Origin of the sequence: Rathayibacter sp. AY1C2 (assembly GCF_002931195.1) — a bacterium.
Classification (GTDB): domain Bacteria; phylum Actinomycetota; class Actinomycetes; order Actinomycetales; family Microbacteriaceae; genus Rathayibacter.
Map to the genome: position 1 here is coordinate 104186 of NZ_PSWG01000007.1, position 17780 is coordinate 121965.

A 17780-nucleotide genomic window follows, 5' to 3' on the forward strand; every position below is an offset into this window, starting at 1 on the left:
TGTGCGCACGCCTCGCGGCGTGTCATGTGCACAAGTGGCATCTCGCGGAGGAGAGCGGTCGGGCTCCCCGGAGGAGAGCGTCAGCTCTCGGAGGGCTCCTCGGGAGCGTCCTCCTCGGGGTTGAAGTGCGAGTCTCCGGAGACCCCCACCGCCAGCCCGTCCTCGGAGTGCGGGATGGTCTCGTCGTCGCCGAGACCGTTCGCCTTCTTCTCGCCCTCGGACGAGGCGGCTGCGTCGGTCACGGCTCAGGCCTCGACGTCGCCGCGCCAGGCACCGTCAGGGGTGCCCTGCTTCTCGATGTACTCCTTGAAGTTGTTCAGGTCCTTCTTCACGGCGTGGCTGCCGGCGCCGACGAGCGAGCCGAGCGTCTCGAGGAAGCCCTTCGGCTCCCAGTCGAGCTGCACGGTGACGCGGGTCTCGGTGTCGGAGAGCTTGTGGAAGGTGACGACGCCCGCGTGGTCGGTCTCGCCGCCGGTGCTGTTCCAGGCGACGCGCTCGTCGGGGTGCTGCTCGGTGATGTTCGCCTCGAACTCGCGCTCGACGGGGCCGACCTTCACCTTCCAGACGGTGAGGGTGTCGGTGACCTGCTGGATCGACTCGACCTCGTCGAGGAAGCGCGGGAACTCCTCGAACTGGGTCCACTGGTTGTAGGCGACGGACACGGGGACGTTGACGTCGACGGTCTCGATGATCTGCGGCACGGTGGTGCTCCTTGCTGTCTCACTCGGTGTGCGGCGTTCCGCTGCTGCGGTCGTCACGCTCGACGTTAGGCGGGAGCCGCCTGGGAGCGCACCGGGTTGCGGACTGCCCCGAACGTGGTAAGCGAGGGCGCCGCTCCGGCGTGCGTCCCGGGACGGCTCCGTCGGGCGCCGAGACGCCGCCGTGCGCGCCGGGACGTCCCGCGGGAGGGCGGCGTCCGGACGGCACGGCGGCGTCTCGGGAGCGGCAGCGCCGCTCAGCCGGCCGGCTCCTCCATCGGTCGATCGCCCTCGGCATCGAACCTGACCGCGGAGAACAGCAGGTCGCTGGCGAAGAACGGGTTGTGATGACGGCGGATGGGGCTGCCGCCTCGCCGCATCAGCGTCGTATTGAGCTTGTATGCGGCCTCGACGAACGGCTCGAAGTCGAGCGCCTCCCAGAACTGCTCCCACGACTCGAACTCCCAGGCGCTGACCTCCGCGCTCTTGTAGCTGGTCGAGTACTCGATGCCGAAAGCGGGCGGGAGCTCACTGACTCCCTGCTGACCCAGCCGCTCCGCGAACGTCGGTGCATCGACATTGACAGCGATGACGATCTCCCCGGTCTCCAGGTCCTCCTGAACGAAGACCGTCTCCAGCACTCCGCAGCTCAGAGTGAGGAGGCGGCGCCGCTTCTTCGTCCGCCTCGTGGACGGCAGAGCGGACACCGTCCACAGGATCTGCTGTGTTCCGAACGGATCGGGGACCGTTTCGCCGATGTACCTGCCCAGGGCGGCGGAGAGGTCGAGGTAGTCCTCGCGGCGGACCAGCTCCCAGAACCGGCCCGGCATCGTCGCCTCGCCCTCCTCGCCCACGCGCGGACGGTCGGCCCTGTTCCAGGGCAGAAGGACGCTCCGCCCCTCCTCCACGGTGACACCGAGGTCGTCGACGCCTCCCGGCCAGCCGGTGAGCGCGAGGTTGCGCAGGCTGTGCTCGGCCTCCTGCCTCCGGATCTCGGCCACTTCCGCGCGGTCGAGGTCGTCACGTCGACACGGAGCGAAGCGGAAGGCGACGACGTCGCCGTGGTGGCGTCTGTGCGTCGCGTACCGGCTCACGATGTTCGTGGTCTGACCGACGTACCGCTGGCCGTTCTCGAACTCCAGGACGTAGATCCCGCAGAGAGTGGTGCGGTCGAGGAACAGCGATGCCGCCGATCCTGCGGCGCTCATGTCGTAGCGGGTGAAGGAGAGCACGGGGACGAGGGGTTCGAGCACCCTCGAACCCTACGACCCGGGCGATCGAGGGACGCCGGCCCGTCGAAGCGACTCGCCGCACCCGGACACCGCCCTCAGCACCGAGACACCGCGTCGTGGCCGGTGCCTCGGCGCTGGAGCGGTGTCTCGGAGCAGGCCGCGGTCAGCGGTCCTGCGGGTCGCCGCCGAGCTGGCCGATGGCGGGGAGGGGGCCGCCGTCGTCGGCGCCGGTGCGGCGCCAACGGGCGATGGCGTTGCCCAGGTGGTAGATCACGAGGGCGGCGCCGGCGCCGAGGACGATGCCGCCGAGCTCGAAGCCGCCGGAGGAGAACGAGAAGCCGGCGATCGCGATCACGAGGGAGACCGCGGCGGTGTACTGGTTGACCGGGCGCGAGAAGTCGACGCGGTTGTCGATCCAGATCTTGATGCCGATCACGCCGATCAGGCCGTAGAGCGCGGTGGTGGCGCCGCCCAGGACTCCGGCCGGGATCGAGTTGAAGACGGCGCCGACCTTGGGCGAGAGGCTGAGCAGGATCGCGGTGACGCCGGCGACCCAGTAGGCGGCCGTCGAGTACACGCGGGTGGCCGCCATCACTCCGATGTTCTCGCCGTAGGTCGTGGTGCCGGAGCCGCCGAAGGCGCCGGAGAGGGTGGTCGCCACACCGTCCGCGATCAGGGCCCGGCCGGTGCTGGCGTTGGCGGAGGCGTCGGTCATCGTCGCGACGCCGCGGACGTGTCCGACGTTCTCGGCGATGAGGACGAGCACGACCGGCAGGAACATCGCGATGCCCGACCACGTGGATCCGGAGGCGAAGTCGGGGAAGGTGAACGGCGGCAGGCCGAACCAGTCGGCCGCACCGACCGCGGAGTAGTCGATCTCGTTCCGGAGCAGGGCGACGACGTAGCCGATGACCACGCCGAGGAAGATCGAGACGCGGCCGAGGAAGCCGCGGAGGAACACGCTCGACAGGATGATCGCGGCGAGCGTGATCGTCCCGGTGATCGGTGCCTGCTTGAAGCTGAGGTACGCGGTCGGAGCCAGGTTGAACCCGATCAGGGCCACGATCGCGCCGGCGACGACCGGCGGCATCAGCCTGTCGATCCAGCCGAGGCCGACGACCTGCACGAGGACGCCGACGGCGGCCAGGAGGAGGCCCACGGCGACGACTCCGGCGAGCGCCGACCCCGTCCCTCCGACGGCGGTCGCGGCCGTGACGGGCGCGATGAACGCGAAGCTCGAGCCGAGGTAGCTGGGGAGCCGGTTGCGCGTGATCAAGAGGAACAGCAGCGTCCCGACTCCGGAGAAGAGCAGGGTCGTGGCGACCGGGAACCCGGTGAGCACGGGCACGAGGAACGTCGCTCCGAACATGGCGACGACGTGCTGGATGCCGATGGCGATCGTCGCCGGCCAGGCGAGCCGCTCGCCGGGGGCGACGACGGCGCCGCGCTCGACGGTGCGGCCGTCTCCGTGCAGGGTCCAGATGGGCATGGGGCTCCTCGGCGGGGAAGGGAGGCGGGGGTCGACGTTCACAGTAGCGAGGGGTCTGGCCGTGCCGCGGCACCCGACCTACGATCGGGCCATGGACGGAGCGCGGCGTCTCGGCGAGGAGGAGTTCTCCGCGCACCTCGCCGAGCGGGTCGCGCGGATCCGCGGGTCGTTCGGCGACCTCCCGCTCTGGGCGGTCTCGGGCTGGAACGGTCCGCGGCTGCTGGCGGAGTGGACGCTGACGGGCGGCCCGCGGGGGCTCTCGTTCCTCGCCGACGAGGCGGTCCCGGGCGGGCCGGGGCCCTCCGTCGAGATCCGCACGACCCTCGGCGATCCGCGGCACGACGTCGCGCTGCTCTGCTGCCGGGAGGAGGCGCCCGTCTCGTTCGTGCAGCCGGAGGCGCTGCCCGCTCCCACGCGGATCGCGGAGATCCCGGTCGACGGGGCTCCGGAGCCCTTCGAGGTCTGGGAGGGAGCCGGGGCCGTGCGCGCGGCCGCCTGGGTGCGCGGGCACGTCCTCACGCTGGAGTGCCGCGGAGTCGATCTGGACGCTCTCGCGCTGGACGAGGTGGACGACATCGAGCCGTTCGTGGCCGGCTGGCTGGAGTTCGTCGGCGCCTCGCGGCGTTGAGCGCCGACCCGCGCTCCCGCGCTGCTGGGAGAGCGCGGAGTCCCGCTCGGCGCGCCGGTGAAAGATGTGCGCCGATCCCGGACAGGAGGGAGCATGAGGCACATGCCAGCTCCCCTCGCGGGTCCCGACCGGTTCGCCGCGGTCGCCGCCGCGGTCGCCGATCCCGTCCGCCGCTACCTCTGGCGGCGCACCGACTCCGCCACCGCCGACGACGTGCTCGCCGCGACGCTCTCGGTGCTCTGGCGCCGCAGCGCCGACGTCCCCGAGGACGACCCGGTGCCGTGGGCGATCGGCGTCGCCCGGCTCCAGCTGCAGAACGCCCGGCGGATGCAGCGCCGCCAGGTGATGCTCGCCCAGCGGATCGCGGTCGTCGATCCGCCGCAGGTGCAGATCGACGAGGGCGAGGCGTCGGGCGCGGAGGAGACCGTGCGCCTCGTGCTCGCCCGGATGCGCGAGCAGGACGCCGAGCTGCTGCGCCTCTGGGCGTGGGAGGAGCTCGACGTCCGTGGGATCGCCGCGGTCCTCGGAGTCACGGCGAACGCCGTCTCGATCCGCCTCCATCGCGCCCGGCGCCGCTTCGCCGAGCTCTACGACTCCACCGACCCGCACGCGCCCGAAGGGGGACTCCGATGACCGGAACCGACGACGAGGACGTCCGCCGCCTCCTCCGCACGGTCGACCCCGCACGGAGCCTCCCCGCGCTCGACCGCGACGAGCTCGCCGAGCAGATCGCCGCCGCGACGGGCGAGGGCACGCGGACGGTGCACTCCCGCCGCCGCTCCCCCTGGCTGATCGTGGGAGTCGGCGCGCTGAGCGCCGGGGCCGCCGCCTCCCTCCTGCTGCCCTTCGCGCTCGGCGTGGGCGGGGGCAGGACCTCGACGCTGATCCTGCCGAGCACGGGCGGGCCGATGGCCGCGTGCTCGCCGGTGACGGCCGCCGCGCTGGCCCCTGCTCAGCTCGCGTTCCGGGCCGAGGTCCGCTCGATCGACGGGAGCACCGTCACCCTGCACGTGCTCGAGCGCTACGCGGGCGAGGTCGGCGACGGCGTCACGGTCACCCAGGGCAGGGAGACGGCGGCGGACGGCGCCCCCATCGTCTTCGAGACCGGGGTCGACTACCTGGTCGCGGCCGACGGCGACACGATCCTGACCTGCGGCCTCAGCGGCGAGAGCTCCCCCGAGCTCGCGGCGCTGTACCAGGAGGCGTTCTCGCGGCAGTAGGCGGAGGCGGGTAGCGGCCCGGGCGGGCGGTGGCAAGGGCCTCCCCGATCGGGGGGAGCGCCGCGCAGGCTGGGGCATGGGCCTCCCGGCCCTCCCCCTCCGGTCGCCCGGCGGCGCCCGCGGGCCCTCGGCGACACCGCCCCGCCCGCCCCGCAGGAGGCCCGCATGCCGGTGGTCCGGCTCCTCGAACCGCTCCACGCCGCCGGTGTCGCGCTCGCCGACCTCGCGAGCGATCGGCTCCGCCTCCACGGCGACGGCTCCGACGTCCGCATCACCGCGGTGACCGTCGCGCACACCGAGGCGGGCCCCGGCGCCCTCTTCGCCGCGCTCCCCGGGAGGAGGAGCCACGGCGCCCGGTTCGCGGCCGACGCGGCGGCGGCAGGAGCGGTCGCCGTGCTCACCGACGCGGGCGGGCTCGACGAGGCGCGCGCCTCCGGACTGCCCGTCCTCCTCAGCGACGACCCCCGCACCGCCCTCGGCCCGGTCGCCGCGCAGGTGTACGGCACGAGGAGCGGACCGGTGCTCCTCGGCGTGACCGGCACCAACGGCAAGACCAGCACCGTGCACCTCCTCGACGCGGTGCTCCGGCAGCTGGGCGTCGTCTCGGGGCTGAGCTCCACCGCCGAGCGCCGCAGCGCCGACCACGTCGTCGCCAGCCGCCTCACCACGCCCGAGGCCTCCGAGCTGCACGCGCTCCTCGCCCGGATGGCGGAGGACGGCGTCGAGGCGGCGGCGATCGAGGTCAGCGCCCAGGCGCTCGTGCGCTCCCGGATGGAGGGGATCGTGCTCGACGTCGCCGGGTTCACCAACCTCAGCCACGACCACCTCGACGACTTCGGCGACCTGGACGAGTACCTCCGCGCCAAGCAGCGCCTGTTCACGCCCGAGCGGAGCCGCCGCGGCGTCGTGGTCGTCGACACCGAGGCGGGGCGCCGGGTCGCCCGCGAAGCCTTCGTCCCGGTCGTCACGCTCTCGGCCGGGGACGGAGCCGACTGGCGGATCGACGTGCTCGAGACCGCGGTCGACCGCACCCGCTTCCGGCTCACCGCCCGCGACGGCTGGTCGACGACCACCACCGTCCCGCTCCTCGGACGCCACATGGCCTCGAACGCGGCGCTCGCGCTGGTGATGCTGATCGAGGCGGGCCACGCGCGCGACCGGGTGGCCGCGGCGGTCGGCTCCGGGATCGACGTCACCGTGCCCGGGCGGACGCTGCTCGTGTCCGGCGCCGACGGGCCGCGGGTGTTCCTCGACTTCTCACACACGCCCGACTCGGTCGCGCGCACCGTCGACGCCCTCCGCGAGGTGACGCCCGGCCGCGTGCTCGTCCTCCTCGGTGCCGACGGCGACCGCGACCCGAGCAAGCGCGCGCCGATGGGCCGAGCCGCCGCCGAGCGCGCCGACCTGGTGATCGTCACCGACCACCACCCGCGCTTCGAGGACCCCGCGCGGATCCGCCGCGCCCTGGTCGACGGCGCCCGCCGCGTCGAGCGCTGCGAGGTGCTCGAGATCGCGGAGCCGGCCGACGCCGTCCGCGCCGCGCTGCACCGGGCCGGCCCGTCCGACTCCGTCCTCTGGGTCGGCCCCGGTGACACCGACTACCGCGTGGTCGGCGCCGACGACCTCCCCTACTCCCCCCGCGCCGACACGGCCCGCGCGCTGGCCGAGGCCGGCTGGAGCGTCGACCTGCTTGACTGACCGGGTGTTCTCGACCCTCCCGGTGCGCCGCGTGCAGGCCCGACCCGAGCACCCCGCCGACCTCGCGCGGTGGCCCGCGACGCTCGCGCCCGTGCGGCAGGTGCTGGCCGAGGGCTGGGATCTCGGCCAGGTGACGGTGATCACCGGCGAGAACGGCTCGGGCAAGTCGACGCTGCTCGAGGCGGTCGCCCTCGCCTACGGGCTGAACGCGGAGGGCGGATCCACGGGTGCGATGCACTCCTCCCGCGTCTCGGAGTCGGACCTGGCCGAGTACCTCCAGCTGGTCCGCGGGGCCGGGGCGTCCAAGCGCGGCTTCTTCCTCCGCGCCGAGACGATGCACGGCTTCTTCAGCTACCTGGAGGAGGTGGGGATCGACGGCGGGTACCACGAGCGGAGCCACGGCGAGTCGTTCCTCGACATCGTGGCGAACCGCTCCCGGATCAGCGGACTCTGGCTCCTCGACGAGCCCGAGTCGGCCCTCTCGGTGTCGGGCTGCCTCGCCCTGATCGGGCAGCTGCGCGACCTGGTCGCCGGCGGCTCGCAGGTCGTCCTCTCCACGCACTCGCCGATCCTCGCGGCCCTCCCCGGAGCCGACCTCTACGAGCTCGACGAGACGGGCCTGCGCCGGTGCCGCTACGACGACCTCGACCTGGTGCGGACCTGGCGCGGCTTCCTCGACCAGCCGGCCCGCTTCCTGCGGCGGCTGGAGTAGGTCGGAGGGCGCTCGGCCGCGCCGGAACGGGCCGTTCGTGTTCACAAGGAAGGGAGGTAAGTCGGCAGGCTGCCCCGATCTCGCGGATTCCGAGCCGCCCGGGGGAAAGTCTCCGCCGGCACGAGCACGATCAGGCCGCGGAGGCCGCCGTCGGCCGGGCGACCCGGGGCGCCCAGCCCACCGCGATCGCGGCGCCGGCGAGCGCGAGCTGTCCGAGCGGCGGCAGGATCGCCGAGACCAGGGAGCCGTCGCCGCCGGACGTGACGAAGGTGTCGGCGACCGACATCCCGAAGCCGAACCCTGCGAAGAAGCGGAAGACGACGGCGCCGGCGACCAGGGCGAGCATGAGCACCGCGATCCGCCGCGGAGTGAGCGGCGACCTCCGGCCGACGAGGGCGCCGGCCGTCACGACGATCGCGGCGGCCGTCCAGAACGCAGCCCACCCGGTGACCCAGATCGCGTGGGAGCCGAACTCGAAGCCGTCGCGCTCGGACATGGTGGCGTAGATCTCCGCCAGGGCCACGCCGGGGACCTTCGCCTGCGGATTCCAGACCAGCAGATCCACCGCGCCCACCACCGTGACGCCCGCCACGAGCGCGAGGCCCGCGAGGGTGACGGGGAGGCGCTGAGCGCGGGTCGCCGTCCGCGGTGCGAGGGCGATGGTCCGCGAGCCGCCGAGGACGATCGACCCGCAGACGAGGCCAGCGAGGGAGACGGGCAGGCCGACGAGGGCGAGGGGTCCGGGGAGGAGGAGGCCGGCCGCGGTGAGCACCGGGCCGACGACGGCGGCGACCAGGGAGATCCGCGCGAGCACCGTGCGGGCCGACGCCGCAGCGCCGAGGAGGTGGACCGCGCCGAGGACCGCGACCGCGACGGCGGCGACGAGCACCGCGGTCTGCACGGCGCCGACGGCGGCCAGGGCGGTGTCGGAGGCGGCACCCGGCTCGGGGACGATCCCGCCGCCGGTCAGCGCGATGCCGCTCAGCATGAGCGCGGCCGCGGCGAAGAGCGCGAGTCCGCGGCGGGCGAGGCGGCGCGGGAGCGTGCCCCGCGCTTCGCCGGTGTGCGCGGGCAGGTCGCGGTCGACGCTCACCAGCAGGGCGAGCGCTCCGAGGACGACGCCGCGCCGGGGCAGTCCCAGCTCGGCGGCCCCGGCCAGGTCGGCCCGCCACTCCTCGAGGTAGCGCTCGCGGGCGAGCGGGGGCAGCAGCAGCGACAGGAGCCGCAGGAGCGCGCTCACGCGGTCGCCTCCGCCGCTCGCGGCGCCGACCGCGCGGTCGACCGCATCCGCTCGACGGCGGCCCGGGCTGCCGGGGCACCCTCCGCGGTCAGCTCGTAGAGCCGGCGACGCGGGCCGCTCCGCTCGCTCGCGGCCTCCCACTCCGAGACCACCCAGCCCGCTCCCTCGAGCCGCTCCAGGATCGGATAGACGCTGCCCGCCGGTCGCCCGGTGGCCTTGATCACGACCATGCCCCAGGTCGGGCCGTCGGCGTCGAGGAGGGTCCGGAGGACGTCCGCGGTGGCGGACGTGAGGCGAGGGAGTGGCTGCACGGGATTGAGGCTACCTATGTAGAGATAGCCGGGTCAACACGGGCGGGACGGCATCTCTAAGCAATACCGCTCTCTGGATTCTCAGCTGCCTGTCAGCCTCTGACATACTCCGCAGATGACCGAGTTCAACCCCGCCGTATTCCCCGGCTCCGCCCCCTCCGCTCCGAAGAAGACCGGCAACGGGCTGGGCCTCGCCTCCCTCATCATCGGAATCCTCGCGCTCATCGGCGCCCTTATCCCGATCGTCAACTACGCCTCGGGCTTCCTCGCCTTCATCGGACTCGTCCTCGGCATCATCGGCCTCTTCCTCAAGGGCCGCTCTCGCGGCACGGCCATCGCCGGCACCGTCCTCAACGTGATCGCGCTTGTCCTCTCGATCATTCTCGCCATCGTCTACACGGCCGGATTCGCGAGCGGCGTCTCGAACGCGATCGCCACCGCGCAGGCCGAGAGCTCCGAGGCCGCTGCCGTGCCGCGGACGCTCGTCTATGAGGTCACCGGCTCGGCTACCGCGGCCTCCATCACTTGGTCGACCTACGACGGAGGAACCTCCGGCTCCGAGCAGGCCACCGGTCAGGCGCTCCCCTTCACCAAGGAGCTGCAAGTCCAGACCGGAGGCGACTTCACCTTCCAGAGCTTCACGCTGACCGCCTCGAACGGCATCGATGACGAAGGCGAGATCAGCTGCCGAATCACCCTCGACGGCGAGGTCATCGCCGAGCAGACCAGCACCGGGGCCTTCGCGTCGGCGCTCTGCTCGGCGACCCCGGAGTAGCCGCCGTGCGTAAAGCCCTTTTCCCTGCAGCTCTCAGTGCGGCAATGCTCCTCCTGACTGCCTGCACGGCTTCCGCGCCCGCAGCAGCTCCGGCCGAGTCGACGACCCCTGCACTTGCGGCGCCCGCGACACCTGCGTTCGTCGAGCTCGACACCGCACAAGCGGCGTCCCGTTATCTCGATCTCGTCTGCCCCAACAACATCGCGATCAAGAATCTGAGCGACGCCTTCTCATCCGGCGAGGACGAGCTTCTGAACGGTGGCGACCCGGACCCTTCCGGCGTGCACGCCGCTGCGTCTGCTCGGCTCGATCTGACAAGACGGACACTCACGCTCCTGGACGACTCGTACTACCACTGGCCGAGCGATGTCTCCGAGCAGATCGCGACGATCCGCGGCTCCTACATCGCCGAGATGTCCACTCTCAACACGATGGCCAACTCGGCCGATTTCAGTGACGCCTATTACTCGACGTTCCCTGAGGCCACGACTGAACAGCAGAGCGCCGGACAAGAGGTCCGCTACGCGCTGGGCATCGATCCGGACACGGTCGCCAGCTGTGTCGGGCACGAGAACGGGATCGACGCTCTGACGTCCGAGAAGGAGCAGCGGGACGCCGGAGCGTAGCGCCTGATCGAGAGGCAGCGATCGGTGGGCGCGTGTTCCCGGAGACGGTCGAAAAGGGGACCGAGGGCTCCGACGCCGACCAGGCGACGTGTTCGCAAGCGGGAGCCCTCGTACTGACCGTCCGCCGCCGGCCCTCGCGCCGCTAGCCGGACCCCGCACGCAGAACGTCGGCCGAGAGCAGCCGCCCTCCACCCTCGGGGGACGGCGGGCACTCTCAGCCGACGGTCTGCGCGCGAGCGCGGGGACTACTTGCGGAACATCCGCGCCGTGGTCTCGAAGAGGCCCTTCACGGGGCGCTGCTGCTCGCCCTGCTGGGCGCCGAGGACGATGATGACGGCGGTCAGCACGGGGATGGCCCACTGGGTGACCTTCTGCACGCGGAGGGCCGTGGTCAGCTCCTGTGAGTTGTGCTCCGACGCCTCGGTCACGCCGGGGGCGCCCTCGTCGGCGTGCTTGGCCTGCGTCGCTCCGGCGACCGCGGCGATCACCGAGGCGGCACCGGCGAGCCCGGTCACGACGGTCTTGACGACGGTGTTCGTGCGGCTCTCCTGCTGGTTGGCCAGGCGGGTCTTGTTGGCGAGGACGAGTCCGATGCCGCCGACGCCGTGGGCGGCGATCGCGGCGAGCTGCACAGGGGTCCAGCGGGCCCAGCCGTTCGAGGAGAGGCGGAGGCGCTCCGCCGGGTCGGACGAGGTGGACGCGGCGCCGTTCAGGCCGACGGCGCCCATGAGCGAGCCGCCGAACCAGGCGGCGGCTCCGAGGTCGTGGAGACTGCGGACGAGGGTGCTGCGGGAGGGCATGTGGGCCTCTTCTCTGCCGGCGGCGGACGTCGGCGGTGGTCGGCTGGTGCGGACTCCTCCGACGCTACGCGCGCCCTGGAACCGCGCACGGGGCTTGACCTCTCCCCCTCCGACACGCTCCGCTGGAGGTCACCGACCGACCCGGACCGACCGACCCGAGGAGCCCCGCGATGCCCACCGACGACGAGAAGCGGACGACACGCGACGAGTTCCACGACGCCGTGAACATGACCGCGAAGGAGCTCGAGGAGTGGCTCGGCACCGACGAGTCGAAGGAGGTCGGCCAGAAGCCGGAGGGCGGCGGCGAGTCCGTCGGCCACGAGAGCGGGCGCCGCATCGTCGACCTGCTCGGCACGAAGCAGGCCGACCTGAGCGAGGACGACTACGCCCACATGACGAAGGTCGTCGGCTACGTGCACCGGCACGCGAAGCAGCGTCCCTCGGGCGATGTCACCGAGACGAAGTGGCGCTACTCCCTGATGAACTGGGGCAACGACCCGCTGAAGGGCTGACCCGGTCCGAGAGCTGCGCTCAGCACATCCCGAAGAGGTTGCAGAGGGCGCCGCGGTCCTGGATCGACTCCATGCCGCCCGGCTTCTGCACCTTCGGCAGCTCGTAGGAGGCGGCGACCGTCTGCACGCCGGCGGACGAGGCGGCCTGCACGGGAGCGGCGGCAGGAGCAGCGGCGGGAGCGAGGACGGCTCCGAGGGCGAGTGCGGCGGCGGCGAGGATCGGGGCCATGGTCGTTCTCCTGTGATCGAGGGGTGCGATCGGCTCGACCGCTCCACCAGCATGGCGACGCCCCGTCGCACCGCTCCTGTACGAAAGACCAGTCCGCCCTTGTACGGAAGGCCGACGGGGCTCGGAGAAGGCTTCGGTACCCTGGTCCCGTGGTGGGGACGACGCGGTGGACGAACGACGTGCGGACGCTGCCCGGCGGCTGGATCACCCGGTCCCTCCTCCTCGGCTCCTTCACGCTCCTCGTCGTCATCGACCTGATGGGCGGCAGCGTCGACCTCACGTCGGTCCGCGGCTGGATCGAGCTGGCGCTCCCCTACCTGCCGCTCCTGGCGCTGCTCGCCGGCGCGATCCCCGCGGCGGTCTCGCTCTACCTCGTCTACGCCGTCGTCCTGATGCTCGGCGCCCCGCCGCTGCTGCTCGCGGCGCTGATCTTCCCGACCATCGTGGTGGTCGGCTTCGTCACCTTCCTCCTCCCCTGGCGCGCGGGGCTCGTCTTCGTGCTCGGCACCCTCGTCCTCCTGCCCGCGGTGCTGCTCGTCGACCGCGCCATGGGCACGGCCGTCTACGTCCTGGGCGCGTTCGTCCTCTTCGGCGGCACCGCCGGGCTGGGCCTGAACGCCTTCCGGGGCCGCAGCGAGCGGAGCGAGCGCCGGGCCGACCGCATCCAGGAGGAGCAGGCGCGGATCCGCAACGAGGAGCGGACCCGGCTCGCGCACGAGCTGCACGACATCGTCGCGCACGAGGTCACCATCATCGCCATGCAGGCCCGCCGCGCGACCTCGGTCGAGGACCCGGCCAAGACCGAGCGCATCCTCGAGAGCATCGGCGACGCGGCGCAGCAGGCGCTGCAGGATCTGCGGAGCCTCGTGACGCTCCTCCAGGACGAGGACGAGGCAGGCGCTCCCGCCCGCGGCGACTCCGACCTGCTCGGGACCCCGGAGGTCTCGGGCGCCACGACCACCGCTGTCGGCTTCGTCCACGACGTGCGGAACGTCGCCGACGCGATCGAGCGCGCGGGCTTCCGGGTCCGCCTCGACGTGGCGGGCTCCGTGGCGCAGGTGCCCGCGAGCCTCCGCCAGGTGCTGCGGCGCACGGTCCGGGAGCTGGGCACGAACGTGCTCAAGCACGGCGACACCGCCGGTGAGGTGCAGCTCCGGCTCGAGGTGTCGGGGGGCGAGGTGCAGCTGAGCTCCTCCAACGCGATCGCCTCCGCGGCTCCGATCGTCTCCTCGCACCTCGGGATCGAGGCGATGTCGGCCCGCTGCGCCGTCTTCGGCGGGCGGCTGGAGGCGGGAGCCCGCGGCGGCCGCTGGACCACGACCATGACCATCCCCCTCGAGGGCCGGGCGTCCGGTGCGCTCGTCGCGGGGGCGACCGACGAAGGACGAGAGCGATGACCCGCGTGCTGCTGGTGGACGACGAATCGATGACCCGCGAGATCCTCCGCGACTACCTCTCGCAGGACCCGGCGATCGAGGTGGTGGGCGAGGCCTCCGACGGGAGGATCGCGGTGCAGCAGGCGGCGACGCTCCAGCCCGACCTGATCCTGATGGACATGCAGATGCCGGTCATGAACGGCGTCGCCGCGACCGAGCGGATCCACGCCGAGCACCCGGGCATCGCGATCCTCGGGCTCAGCACGTTCACCACGGACCGCTACGTCGTCGACCTGCTCCGCGCGGGCGCCTCCGGCTACCTGGTCAAGGACACGAAGCCGCGGGAGATCATCGCGGCGGTGCACGCGGTGCTCGCGGGCGAGTCCGTGCTCTCCGCCGAGGTCACGCGCCACGTGGTGAAGGGGCTCGAGGAGTCGGTGCCGGCGGAGACGGTGCCGGACCCCGATCTGCTCGAGGCGCTCACCGAGAAGGAGCTCGAGGTGATCCGCCTGCTCGCCCGCGGGATGAGCAACCGCGAGATGGCGCAGGAGCTGTTCGTCACCGAGTCGACCGTGAAGGCGCGGTTCGTGAAGGTGATGGAGAAGCTGGGCGTGCGCGACCGGGTGCAGATCCTGGTCTCGGCGATCGAGCACGGGCTCGTCGACCTGGGGACGCGTCCCGGCCGGAGCTGATCGAGCCCGCCGGATTCAGCCCCAGCCGACCACGTCGGCGACGGGCCGCACGAGCCCCGCGACCGCCCGCTCGAGCGCACTCTCGTCGACCGCGGCGAGCGCCGGCTCCGGATCGAGCACCAGGGCGCCGCCCCAGCCCATCACCTCGTACTCCACCAGGGTGCGGGCGAGCGTCTCGGGCGACCGCCAGGCGCGGAGGAGGTTCGCCCGCGCGAACGCGTGCGCGGCGCGTGCTCCCTCCCCGTGCGCGGCGCGGCCGTCGAGGACGGTGCGCAGCACGGTCTCGAGGGTCGGGATGCCCTGGCCGGCCGGGGAGACGACCTGCCAGGTGAGGGAGGGGCGGCTCGAGCGCAGGCCCCGCGCGACCTGGGCGACCGCATCGCCGCCGGCGGAGCGCAGTGCGGCGGGGACGAGCGGTTCGGCCCCCGCGGTGAGGCGGCACAGCGCCAGGAACGTCGCGGCGTGGCCGACCTCGCCGGACGGGTCCGCGCCGGTGACGATCGTGCTCTCGTAGCCCTGCTCGCGGGACTGGTGCAGAGCGCTCGGCAGCGGAGCCGCGGCGGGCACGGAGACGGGCCGGGACGTCTCGCAGACGGCGCGTTCGGGCCCGACCACGGCGAGCACCGGATCCCCGGCTCCCTGGGCGCGCTCGAGCGTCAGGGCGGTCCAGGCCGCGGCGCCCTCCGGAGGGAGCACCGCGGTGAGGCTCTGCGCCCCGGCCGTCGCCGTCCACGCGAGCGAGACCGCTCCGGGGGGAACGGCCGAGCGGAGGCGGGCGGTGCGGTCGGGCCCGTCGTCTCCGGCCGGGTCGCGCCAGCCGAGGGCGACGACGGCGAAGCGGGAGCGCTCGTCGACGACGGCGAGCGGGGGTGCGGCGGTCATGGGCTCCTCCTTCCTGGAGGGGTGGAGGCGGCGGGAACGCCCAGTGCGGCGAAGGGCTGCTCGGCCAGGCGGGCCGCGGCGTCCGCGAGCAGCGGGCGCGGCGGCCGCGCGGCGAGGGAGTCGACGAGCTCGCCCGCGAAGCCGGGCGCACCGCGCAGCAGGGCATCCCGGGCGACGGTGCGGGCCAGACGCTCGTCGTCGTGCACCAGCCGCTCCGCACGCAGCACCGCGCGATGCCGGGCGTGCTCGAGGGCGGAGTCGTCGCTCACCGCGAGGGCGCGGAGGCGGTGCCACGGATCGACGGGCACGGCGGTGTCGTCGACCAGCACGAAGAGGTCGTCGGCGACGGTGTCGCCCGGGCCGAAGAGTCCGGCGCTCGCGTCGAGTCCGGCCTGCGCAGCGAGCGCCTCGGCGGCGATCAGGTCGCCGAGCAGCTCGTCGGAGACGCGGGTCGACGGCGCGGCGGCGGTCGCGGCGAGCCGGCGGGCGGCGGGCTCGGCGCGGTACTCGGGGCAGGCCGTCCCAGGTGGGACGGCGACCGGTCCTGCCGCGCGATCGGGCGCCTCCGCGAGGGCCGCGACCAGGCGGTCCAGGAGCCGGGCGGGGTCGTCGGCCGTGACGCCGACCAGCACGGAGCCGGCCGGGCTGTAGTGGCGCCGGTGCAGCGCGCGCAGGACGGGCTCGGTCGCGCGGCCCTCGAGGTCGAGGTCGCCGCTGCCGTCGTGCGCGTTGGGGGCGTCGGCCCAGTAGCGGGCGGTCAGGTGCGGCCACGGCAGCACGCCGCCCGGAGCGGGGGCGAGGCGCGCGGCCCGCTCAGAGGCGACCGCGCGGATCTGCTCCGCGATCTGCTCCGGCAGGAAGGCGGGGCGGAAGACCTGCTCGACGAGCCGCTCCGCGATCACGGCGGCCGACCCGGGAGAGCCCGTCTCGAAGAACTCGGAGTAGTCGAGGTGGGTGTGACCGCCGAGGACGCCGCCGCTCTCGGCGACGCGGGTCTGCCGGACGAGACCGGCGACCCCCTCGCTGTCCTGGTAGACGAGGTGCTCGATCAGGTGCAGCATCCCCTCCTCGCCGTCGCGCTCGTGGCGCATACCGGCGGGCACGGCGAGGGCGACCGAGTCGTTGCGGACCTCCGGCCGGTGCACGACGAGCGCGCGGGCGCCGGAGGGCAGGGCGGCGAACAGGGTCGGGACGTCGCGGGCGCTCATTCCGCCCGCTCCCCCAGCTGTGCGGCGGACAGGCTCAGCAGCAGCCGCGCCTGATCGCTGCTGGCGCCCCCGGAGCGGTGCCAGTCGACGGCGTGCTGGGCCAGCCGGAACGCGGTGCCGACGCGCAGCAGCTCGGCGTCGTGGTCCTCCTCGAGCGAGAGTCCGCGGCGGAGCGCGTCGAGGGCCGGGCGGAGCGCGGGGTGGAAGGCGTGCAGCTCTGCGAGCTCCCCGAGCACCCAGGCGGCGTCCCAGACCGGGTCGGCGAGCCCGACGTCCTCGCCCGTGAGCAGAGCGACGCGGGTCCCGCCGACGACGAGGTGGGCGAGGCCGGGGTGGCCGTGGACCACGACCGCGGCCGGCGAGGCGACGACCGCCTCCGCCCAGTCGGCGAGCTCGAGGAGACCGCCGGCGCCGAGCTCCTCGGCGGCGGGCGCCCAGCCACCGGCGAGCCAGCCGCGGGCGCGCTGCAGCGGACGCGGAGGGAGCGGCTCCCCGGCGGGCCGGGCGCCGTGGAGCGCGTCCAGCGCGCCCTTCCACTCGCGGCCGACGGAGACGAGCGCCTCCTCCGACAGCTCGTGGAGGAGCGCGGGCAGCAGGGCGCGGGCGGTGGTGCGGTAGCGGCGGATCGACGGGTCGGCGCCTCCCGGCACGATCCGGGGATCGGGCGCTGCGAGGCGGACGGGCACCGGCGAGAACGGCAGCGGCGCCTGCTCTCCGAGGCGGCGGGTCCAGACGGTGGTCCCGTCGGGTCCTTCCGAGAGCTCGGTGACGAGCAGCCCGGTGACGAGGGCCCGCGGAGGGGCGGTGGTGCTCACGCCGACCTCGCCTCCTCCGCGGCCGCCGGTGCCGTGCGCAGCGACTCCAGGTGGCGCAGCACCGCGGGGAACGCGGGCGGCACCCAGGCGAGCGCCGTGTCGCTGGACTCGCTCGGCCCGGGCACGGGGTCGATGACGGTGAAGTTGGCCGGCTCGCGCAGCAGCGCGAGGGTGGACTCGACGACCGGGTTGCCGAGCGCCCGCGGCGGCAGCGACGGAGCGATGCACACCGGCGCCTCCGTCGTGAGGGCCGCGAGCAGCGACGGGGAGTCGGTGATGCCGTGCGCGAGGCGCGAGGCGTAGTCGAGGGTGGCCGGGTAGATCAGGATGAGGTCGGCCCATTCGGCGAGGTCGACGTGGGCGACGACGATCTCGTCGTCCCAGCGGTCGTCCTGGATCCGGCCGCGCAGTCGCGACTCCAGGTTGTGCCGGGTGGTGAAGCGGTAGGCCGAGTCGCGGACGAGCACGCGGAACTCGGTCGCCGGAGCGGCGGCGCGCGCCCACTGGATCCAGTAGGGCATGACCTGGGTCATGGCGGAGCCGGTCAGGACGAGGGCCACCCGGGAGTAGCCGAAGCGGCCGAGCGAGAGGTCGGAGAGTGCGGCGCTCTGCGCACCGGGCGGGGTGGTCATGGCGG

The 17780-nt window shown here is 73.5% G+C and carries 22 protein-coding genes; 10 read left to right on the forward strand and 12 right to left on the reverse strand.

Annotated features, from left to right (window positions below):
- Positions 1–80: 80 nt before the first annotated feature.
- From C5C55_RS16530 to C5C55_RS07640, 4 genes are all read right to left on the reverse strand, one after another.
- Positions 81–242, reverse strand: a complete 162-nt coding sequence (locus C5C55_RS16530) for a hypothetical protein (RefSeq protein WP_181067804.1) — start codon at positions 240–242, stop codon at positions 81–83.
- Between the two features lie 3 nt (positions 243–245).
- Positions 246–701: an SRPBCC family protein gene (locus C5C55_RS07630; RefSeq protein WP_104224157.1), complete on the reverse strand. Its 456-nt coding sequence runs from the start codon at positions 699–701 to the stop codon at positions 246–248.
- A gap of 254 nt (positions 702–955) precedes the next feature.
- Entirely contained in the window at positions 956–1951 is a 996-nt protein-coding gene (locus C5C55_RS07635) for a GIY-YIG nuclease family protein (protein ID WP_104233465.1), read from the reverse strand.
- A gap of 142 nt (positions 1952–2093) precedes the next feature.
- Positions 2094–3419, reverse strand: a complete 1326-nt coding sequence (locus tag C5C55_RS07640) for a uracil-xanthine permease family protein (RefSeq protein ID WP_104233466.1) — start codon at positions 3417–3419, stop codon at positions 2094–2096.
- A 91-nt stretch (positions 3420–3510) separates the two neighbouring features.
- Between C5C55_RS07640 and C5C55_RS07645 the strand changes: the two genes are divergently transcribed.
- The 5 genes from C5C55_RS07645 to C5C55_RS07665 all read left to right on the forward strand — a co-directional run bounded on the left by C5C55_RS07645 (position 3511) and on the right by C5C55_RS07665 (position 7677).
- Complete coding sequence (locus C5C55_RS07645) at positions 3511–4047, forward strand: hypothetical protein (RefSeq protein ID WP_104224155.1); 537 nt, start codon at positions 3511–3513, stop codon at positions 4045–4047.
- Between the two features lie 102 nt (positions 4048–4149).
- Positions 4150–4680: an RNA polymerase sigma factor gene (locus C5C55_RS07650; protein WP_160033683.1), complete on the forward strand. Its 531-nt coding sequence runs from the start codon at positions 4150–4152 to the stop codon at positions 4678–4680.
- Positions 4677–5267: a hypothetical protein gene (locus C5C55_RS07655; RefSeq protein WP_104233468.1), complete on the forward strand. Its 591-nt coding sequence runs from the start codon at positions 4677–4679 to the stop codon at positions 5265–5267. Before C5C55_RS07650 ends, C5C55_RS07655 begins: the two co-directional genes overlap by 4 nt.
- Positions 5268–5432: 165 nt before the next feature.
- Positions 5433–6965 carry a Mur ligase family protein gene (locus tag C5C55_RS07660; protein ID WP_104233469.1) on the forward strand — a complete coding sequence of 511 codons (1533 nt, stop codon included), beginning with the start codon at positions 5433–5435 and terminating at the stop codon, positions 6963–6965.
- A gap of 4 nt (positions 6966–6969) precedes the next feature.
- Positions 6970–7677: an AAA family ATPase gene (locus C5C55_RS07665; protein ID WP_258072516.1), complete on the forward strand. Its 708-nt coding sequence runs from the start codon at positions 6970–6972 to the stop codon at positions 7675–7677.
- A gap of 130 nt (positions 7678–7807) precedes the next feature.
- On the opposite strand, the gene C5C55_RS07670 is transcribed toward C5C55_RS07665, so the two are convergent.
- Complete coding sequence (locus C5C55_RS07670; protein WP_104233470.1) at positions 7808–8917, reverse strand: hypothetical protein; 1110 nt, start codon at positions 8915–8917, stop codon at positions 7808–7810.
- Positions 8914–9228: a PadR family transcriptional regulator gene (locus C5C55_RS07675; protein WP_104233471.1), complete on the reverse strand. Its 315-nt coding sequence runs from the start codon at positions 9226–9228 to the stop codon at positions 8914–8916. Before C5C55_RS07675 ends, C5C55_RS07670 begins: the two co-directional genes overlap by 4 nt.
- A gap of 115 nt (positions 9229–9343) precedes the next feature.
- On the opposite strand from C5C55_RS07675, the gene C5C55_RS07680 reads away from it, so the two are divergent.
- Entirely contained in the window at positions 9344–10003 is a 660-nt protein-coding gene (locus C5C55_RS07680; RefSeq protein ID WP_104233472.1) for an MmpS family transport accessory protein, read from the forward strand.
- 44 nt (positions 10004–10047) lie between these two features.
- Positions 10048–10629 carry a hypothetical protein gene (locus C5C55_RS07685; protein WP_104233473.1) on the forward strand — a complete coding sequence of 194 codons (582 nt, stop codon included), beginning with the start codon at positions 10048–10050 and terminating at the stop codon, positions 10627–10629.
- Between the two features lie 245 nt (positions 10630–10874).
- Here C5C55_RS07685 and C5C55_RS07690 read toward each other — a convergent pair whose 3' ends face one another.
- On the reverse strand, positions 10875–11429 hold the full coding sequence (locus tag C5C55_RS07690; protein WP_104233474.1) for a hypothetical protein: 555 nt from the start codon (positions 11427–11429) through the stop codon (positions 10875–10877).
- 170 nt (positions 11430–11599) lie between these two features.
- Between C5C55_RS07690 and C5C55_RS07695 the strand changes: the two genes are divergently transcribed.
- Positions 11600–11941, forward strand: coding sequence for a DUF3140 domain-containing protein (locus tag C5C55_RS07695; protein WP_104233475.1), 342 nt, complete (start codon positions 11600–11602; stop codon positions 11939–11941).
- Between the two features lie 19 nt (positions 11942–11960).
- On the opposite strand, the gene C5C55_RS07700 is transcribed toward C5C55_RS07695, so the two are convergent.
- Positions 11961–12170, reverse strand: a complete 210-nt coding sequence (locus C5C55_RS07700; protein ID WP_104225965.1) for a hypothetical protein — start codon at positions 12168–12170, stop codon at positions 11961–11963.
- A gap of 149 nt (positions 12171–12319) precedes the next feature.
- Between C5C55_RS07700 and C5C55_RS07705 the strand changes: the two genes are divergently transcribed.
- Together C5C55_RS07705 and C5C55_RS07710 are read left to right on the forward strand one after the other, a co-directional pair.
- A complete protein-coding gene (locus tag C5C55_RS07705; protein ID WP_258072517.1) occupies positions 12320–13567 on the forward strand; it encodes a sensor histidine kinase in 1248 nt (415 codons plus the stop codon).
- Positions 13564–14238 carry a response regulator transcription factor gene (locus tag C5C55_RS07710; protein ID WP_104225096.1) on the forward strand — a complete coding sequence of 225 codons (675 nt, stop codon included), beginning with the start codon at positions 13564–13566 and terminating at the stop codon, positions 14236–14238. The genes C5C55_RS07705 and C5C55_RS07710 overlap by 4 nt, the downstream gene beginning before the upstream one ends.
- Before the next feature lie 15 nt (positions 14239–14253).
- Here C5C55_RS07710 and C5C55_RS07715 read toward each other — a convergent pair whose 3' ends face one another.
- Genes C5C55_RS07715 through C5C55_RS07730 form a run of 4 tightly spaced genes read right to left on the reverse strand, consistent with a single transcriptional unit; the run spans position 14254 to position 17775 of the window.
- The gene (locus tag C5C55_RS07715) at positions 14254–15120 is read right to left on the reverse strand and encodes a hypothetical protein (protein WP_104233476.1); all 867 of its coding nucleotides are present in this window, start codon (positions 15118–15120) and stop codon (positions 14254–14256) included.
- Positions 15117–16328, reverse strand: coding sequence for a pitrilysin family protein (locus C5C55_RS07720; RefSeq protein WP_104233477.1), 1212 nt, complete (start codon positions 16326–16328; stop codon positions 15117–15119). The genes C5C55_RS07715 and C5C55_RS07720 overlap by 4 nt, the downstream gene beginning before the upstream one ends.
- A complete protein-coding gene (locus tag C5C55_RS07725; protein ID WP_104233478.1) occupies positions 16325–17143 on the reverse strand; it encodes a hypothetical protein in 819 nt (272 codons plus the stop codon). The genes C5C55_RS07720 and C5C55_RS07725 overlap by 4 nt, the downstream gene beginning before the upstream one ends.
- Positions 17140–17775 carry a flavoprotein gene (locus C5C55_RS07730; RefSeq protein WP_104225100.1) on the reverse strand — a complete coding sequence of 212 codons (636 nt, stop codon included), beginning with the start codon at positions 17773–17775 and terminating at the stop codon, positions 17140–17142. Before C5C55_RS07730 ends, C5C55_RS07725 begins: the two co-directional genes overlap by 4 nt.
- Between the last annotated feature and the right edge of the window lie 5 nt (positions 17776–17780).

Bases quoted from the DNA above. Each gene is read 5' to 3' on its own strand.
- C5C55_RS07720 (WP_104233477.1), bottom strand. From the start codon at position 16,328: ATGAGCGCCCGCGACGTCCCGACCCTGTTCGCCGCCCTGCCCTCCGGC.
- C5C55_RS07695 (WP_104233475.1), top strand. From the start codon at position 11,600: ATGCCCACCGACGACGAGAAGCGGACGACACGCGACGAGTTCCACGAC.
- C5C55_RS07660 (WP_104233469.1), top strand. From the start codon at position 5,433: ATGCCGGTGGTCCGGCTCCTCGAACCGCTCCACGCCGCCGGTGTCGCG.
- C5C55_RS07730 (WP_104225100.1), bottom strand. From the start codon at position 17,775: ATGACCACCCCGCCCGGTGCGCAGAGCGCCGCACTCTCCGACCTCTCG.
- C5C55_RS07715 (WP_104233476.1), bottom strand. From the start codon at position 15,120: ATGACCGCCGCACCCCCGCTCGCCGTCGTCGACGAGCGCTCCCGCTTC.
- C5C55_RS07710 (WP_104225096.1), top strand. From the start codon at position 13,564: ATGACCCGCGTGCTGCTGGTGGACGACGAATCGATGACCCGCGAGATC.
- C5C55_RS07680 (WP_104233472.1), top strand. From the start codon at position 9,344: ATGACCGAGTTCAACCCCGCCGTATTCCCCGGCTCCGCCCCCTCCGCT.
- C5C55_RS07700 (WP_104225965.1), bottom strand. From the start codon at position 12,170: ATGGCCCCGATCCTCGCCGCCGCCGCACTCGCCCTCGGAGCCGTCCTC.
- C5C55_RS07650 (WP_160033683.1), top strand. From the start codon at position 4,150: ATGCCAGCTCCCCTCGCGGGTCCCGACCGGTTCGCCGCGGTCGCCGCC.
- C5C55_RS07685 (WP_104233473.1), top strand. From the start codon at position 10,048: ATGCTCCTCCTGACTGCCTGCACGGCTTCCGCGCCCGCAGCAGCTCCG.
- C5C55_RS07690 (WP_104233474.1), bottom strand. From the start codon at position 11,429: ATGCCCTCCCGCAGCACCCTCGTCCGCAGTCTCCACGACCTCGGAGCC.
- C5C55_RS07640 (WP_104233466.1), bottom strand. From the start codon at position 3,419: ATGCCCATCTGGACCCTGCACGGAGACGGCCGCACCGTCGAGCGCGGC.
- C5C55_RS07655 (WP_104233468.1), top strand. From the start codon at position 4,677: ATGACCGGAACCGACGACGAGGACGTCCGCCGCCTCCTCCGCACGGTC.
- C5C55_RS07645 (WP_104224155.1), top strand. From the start codon at position 3,511: ATGGACGGAGCGCGGCGTCTCGGCGAGGAGGAGTTCTCCGCGCACCTC.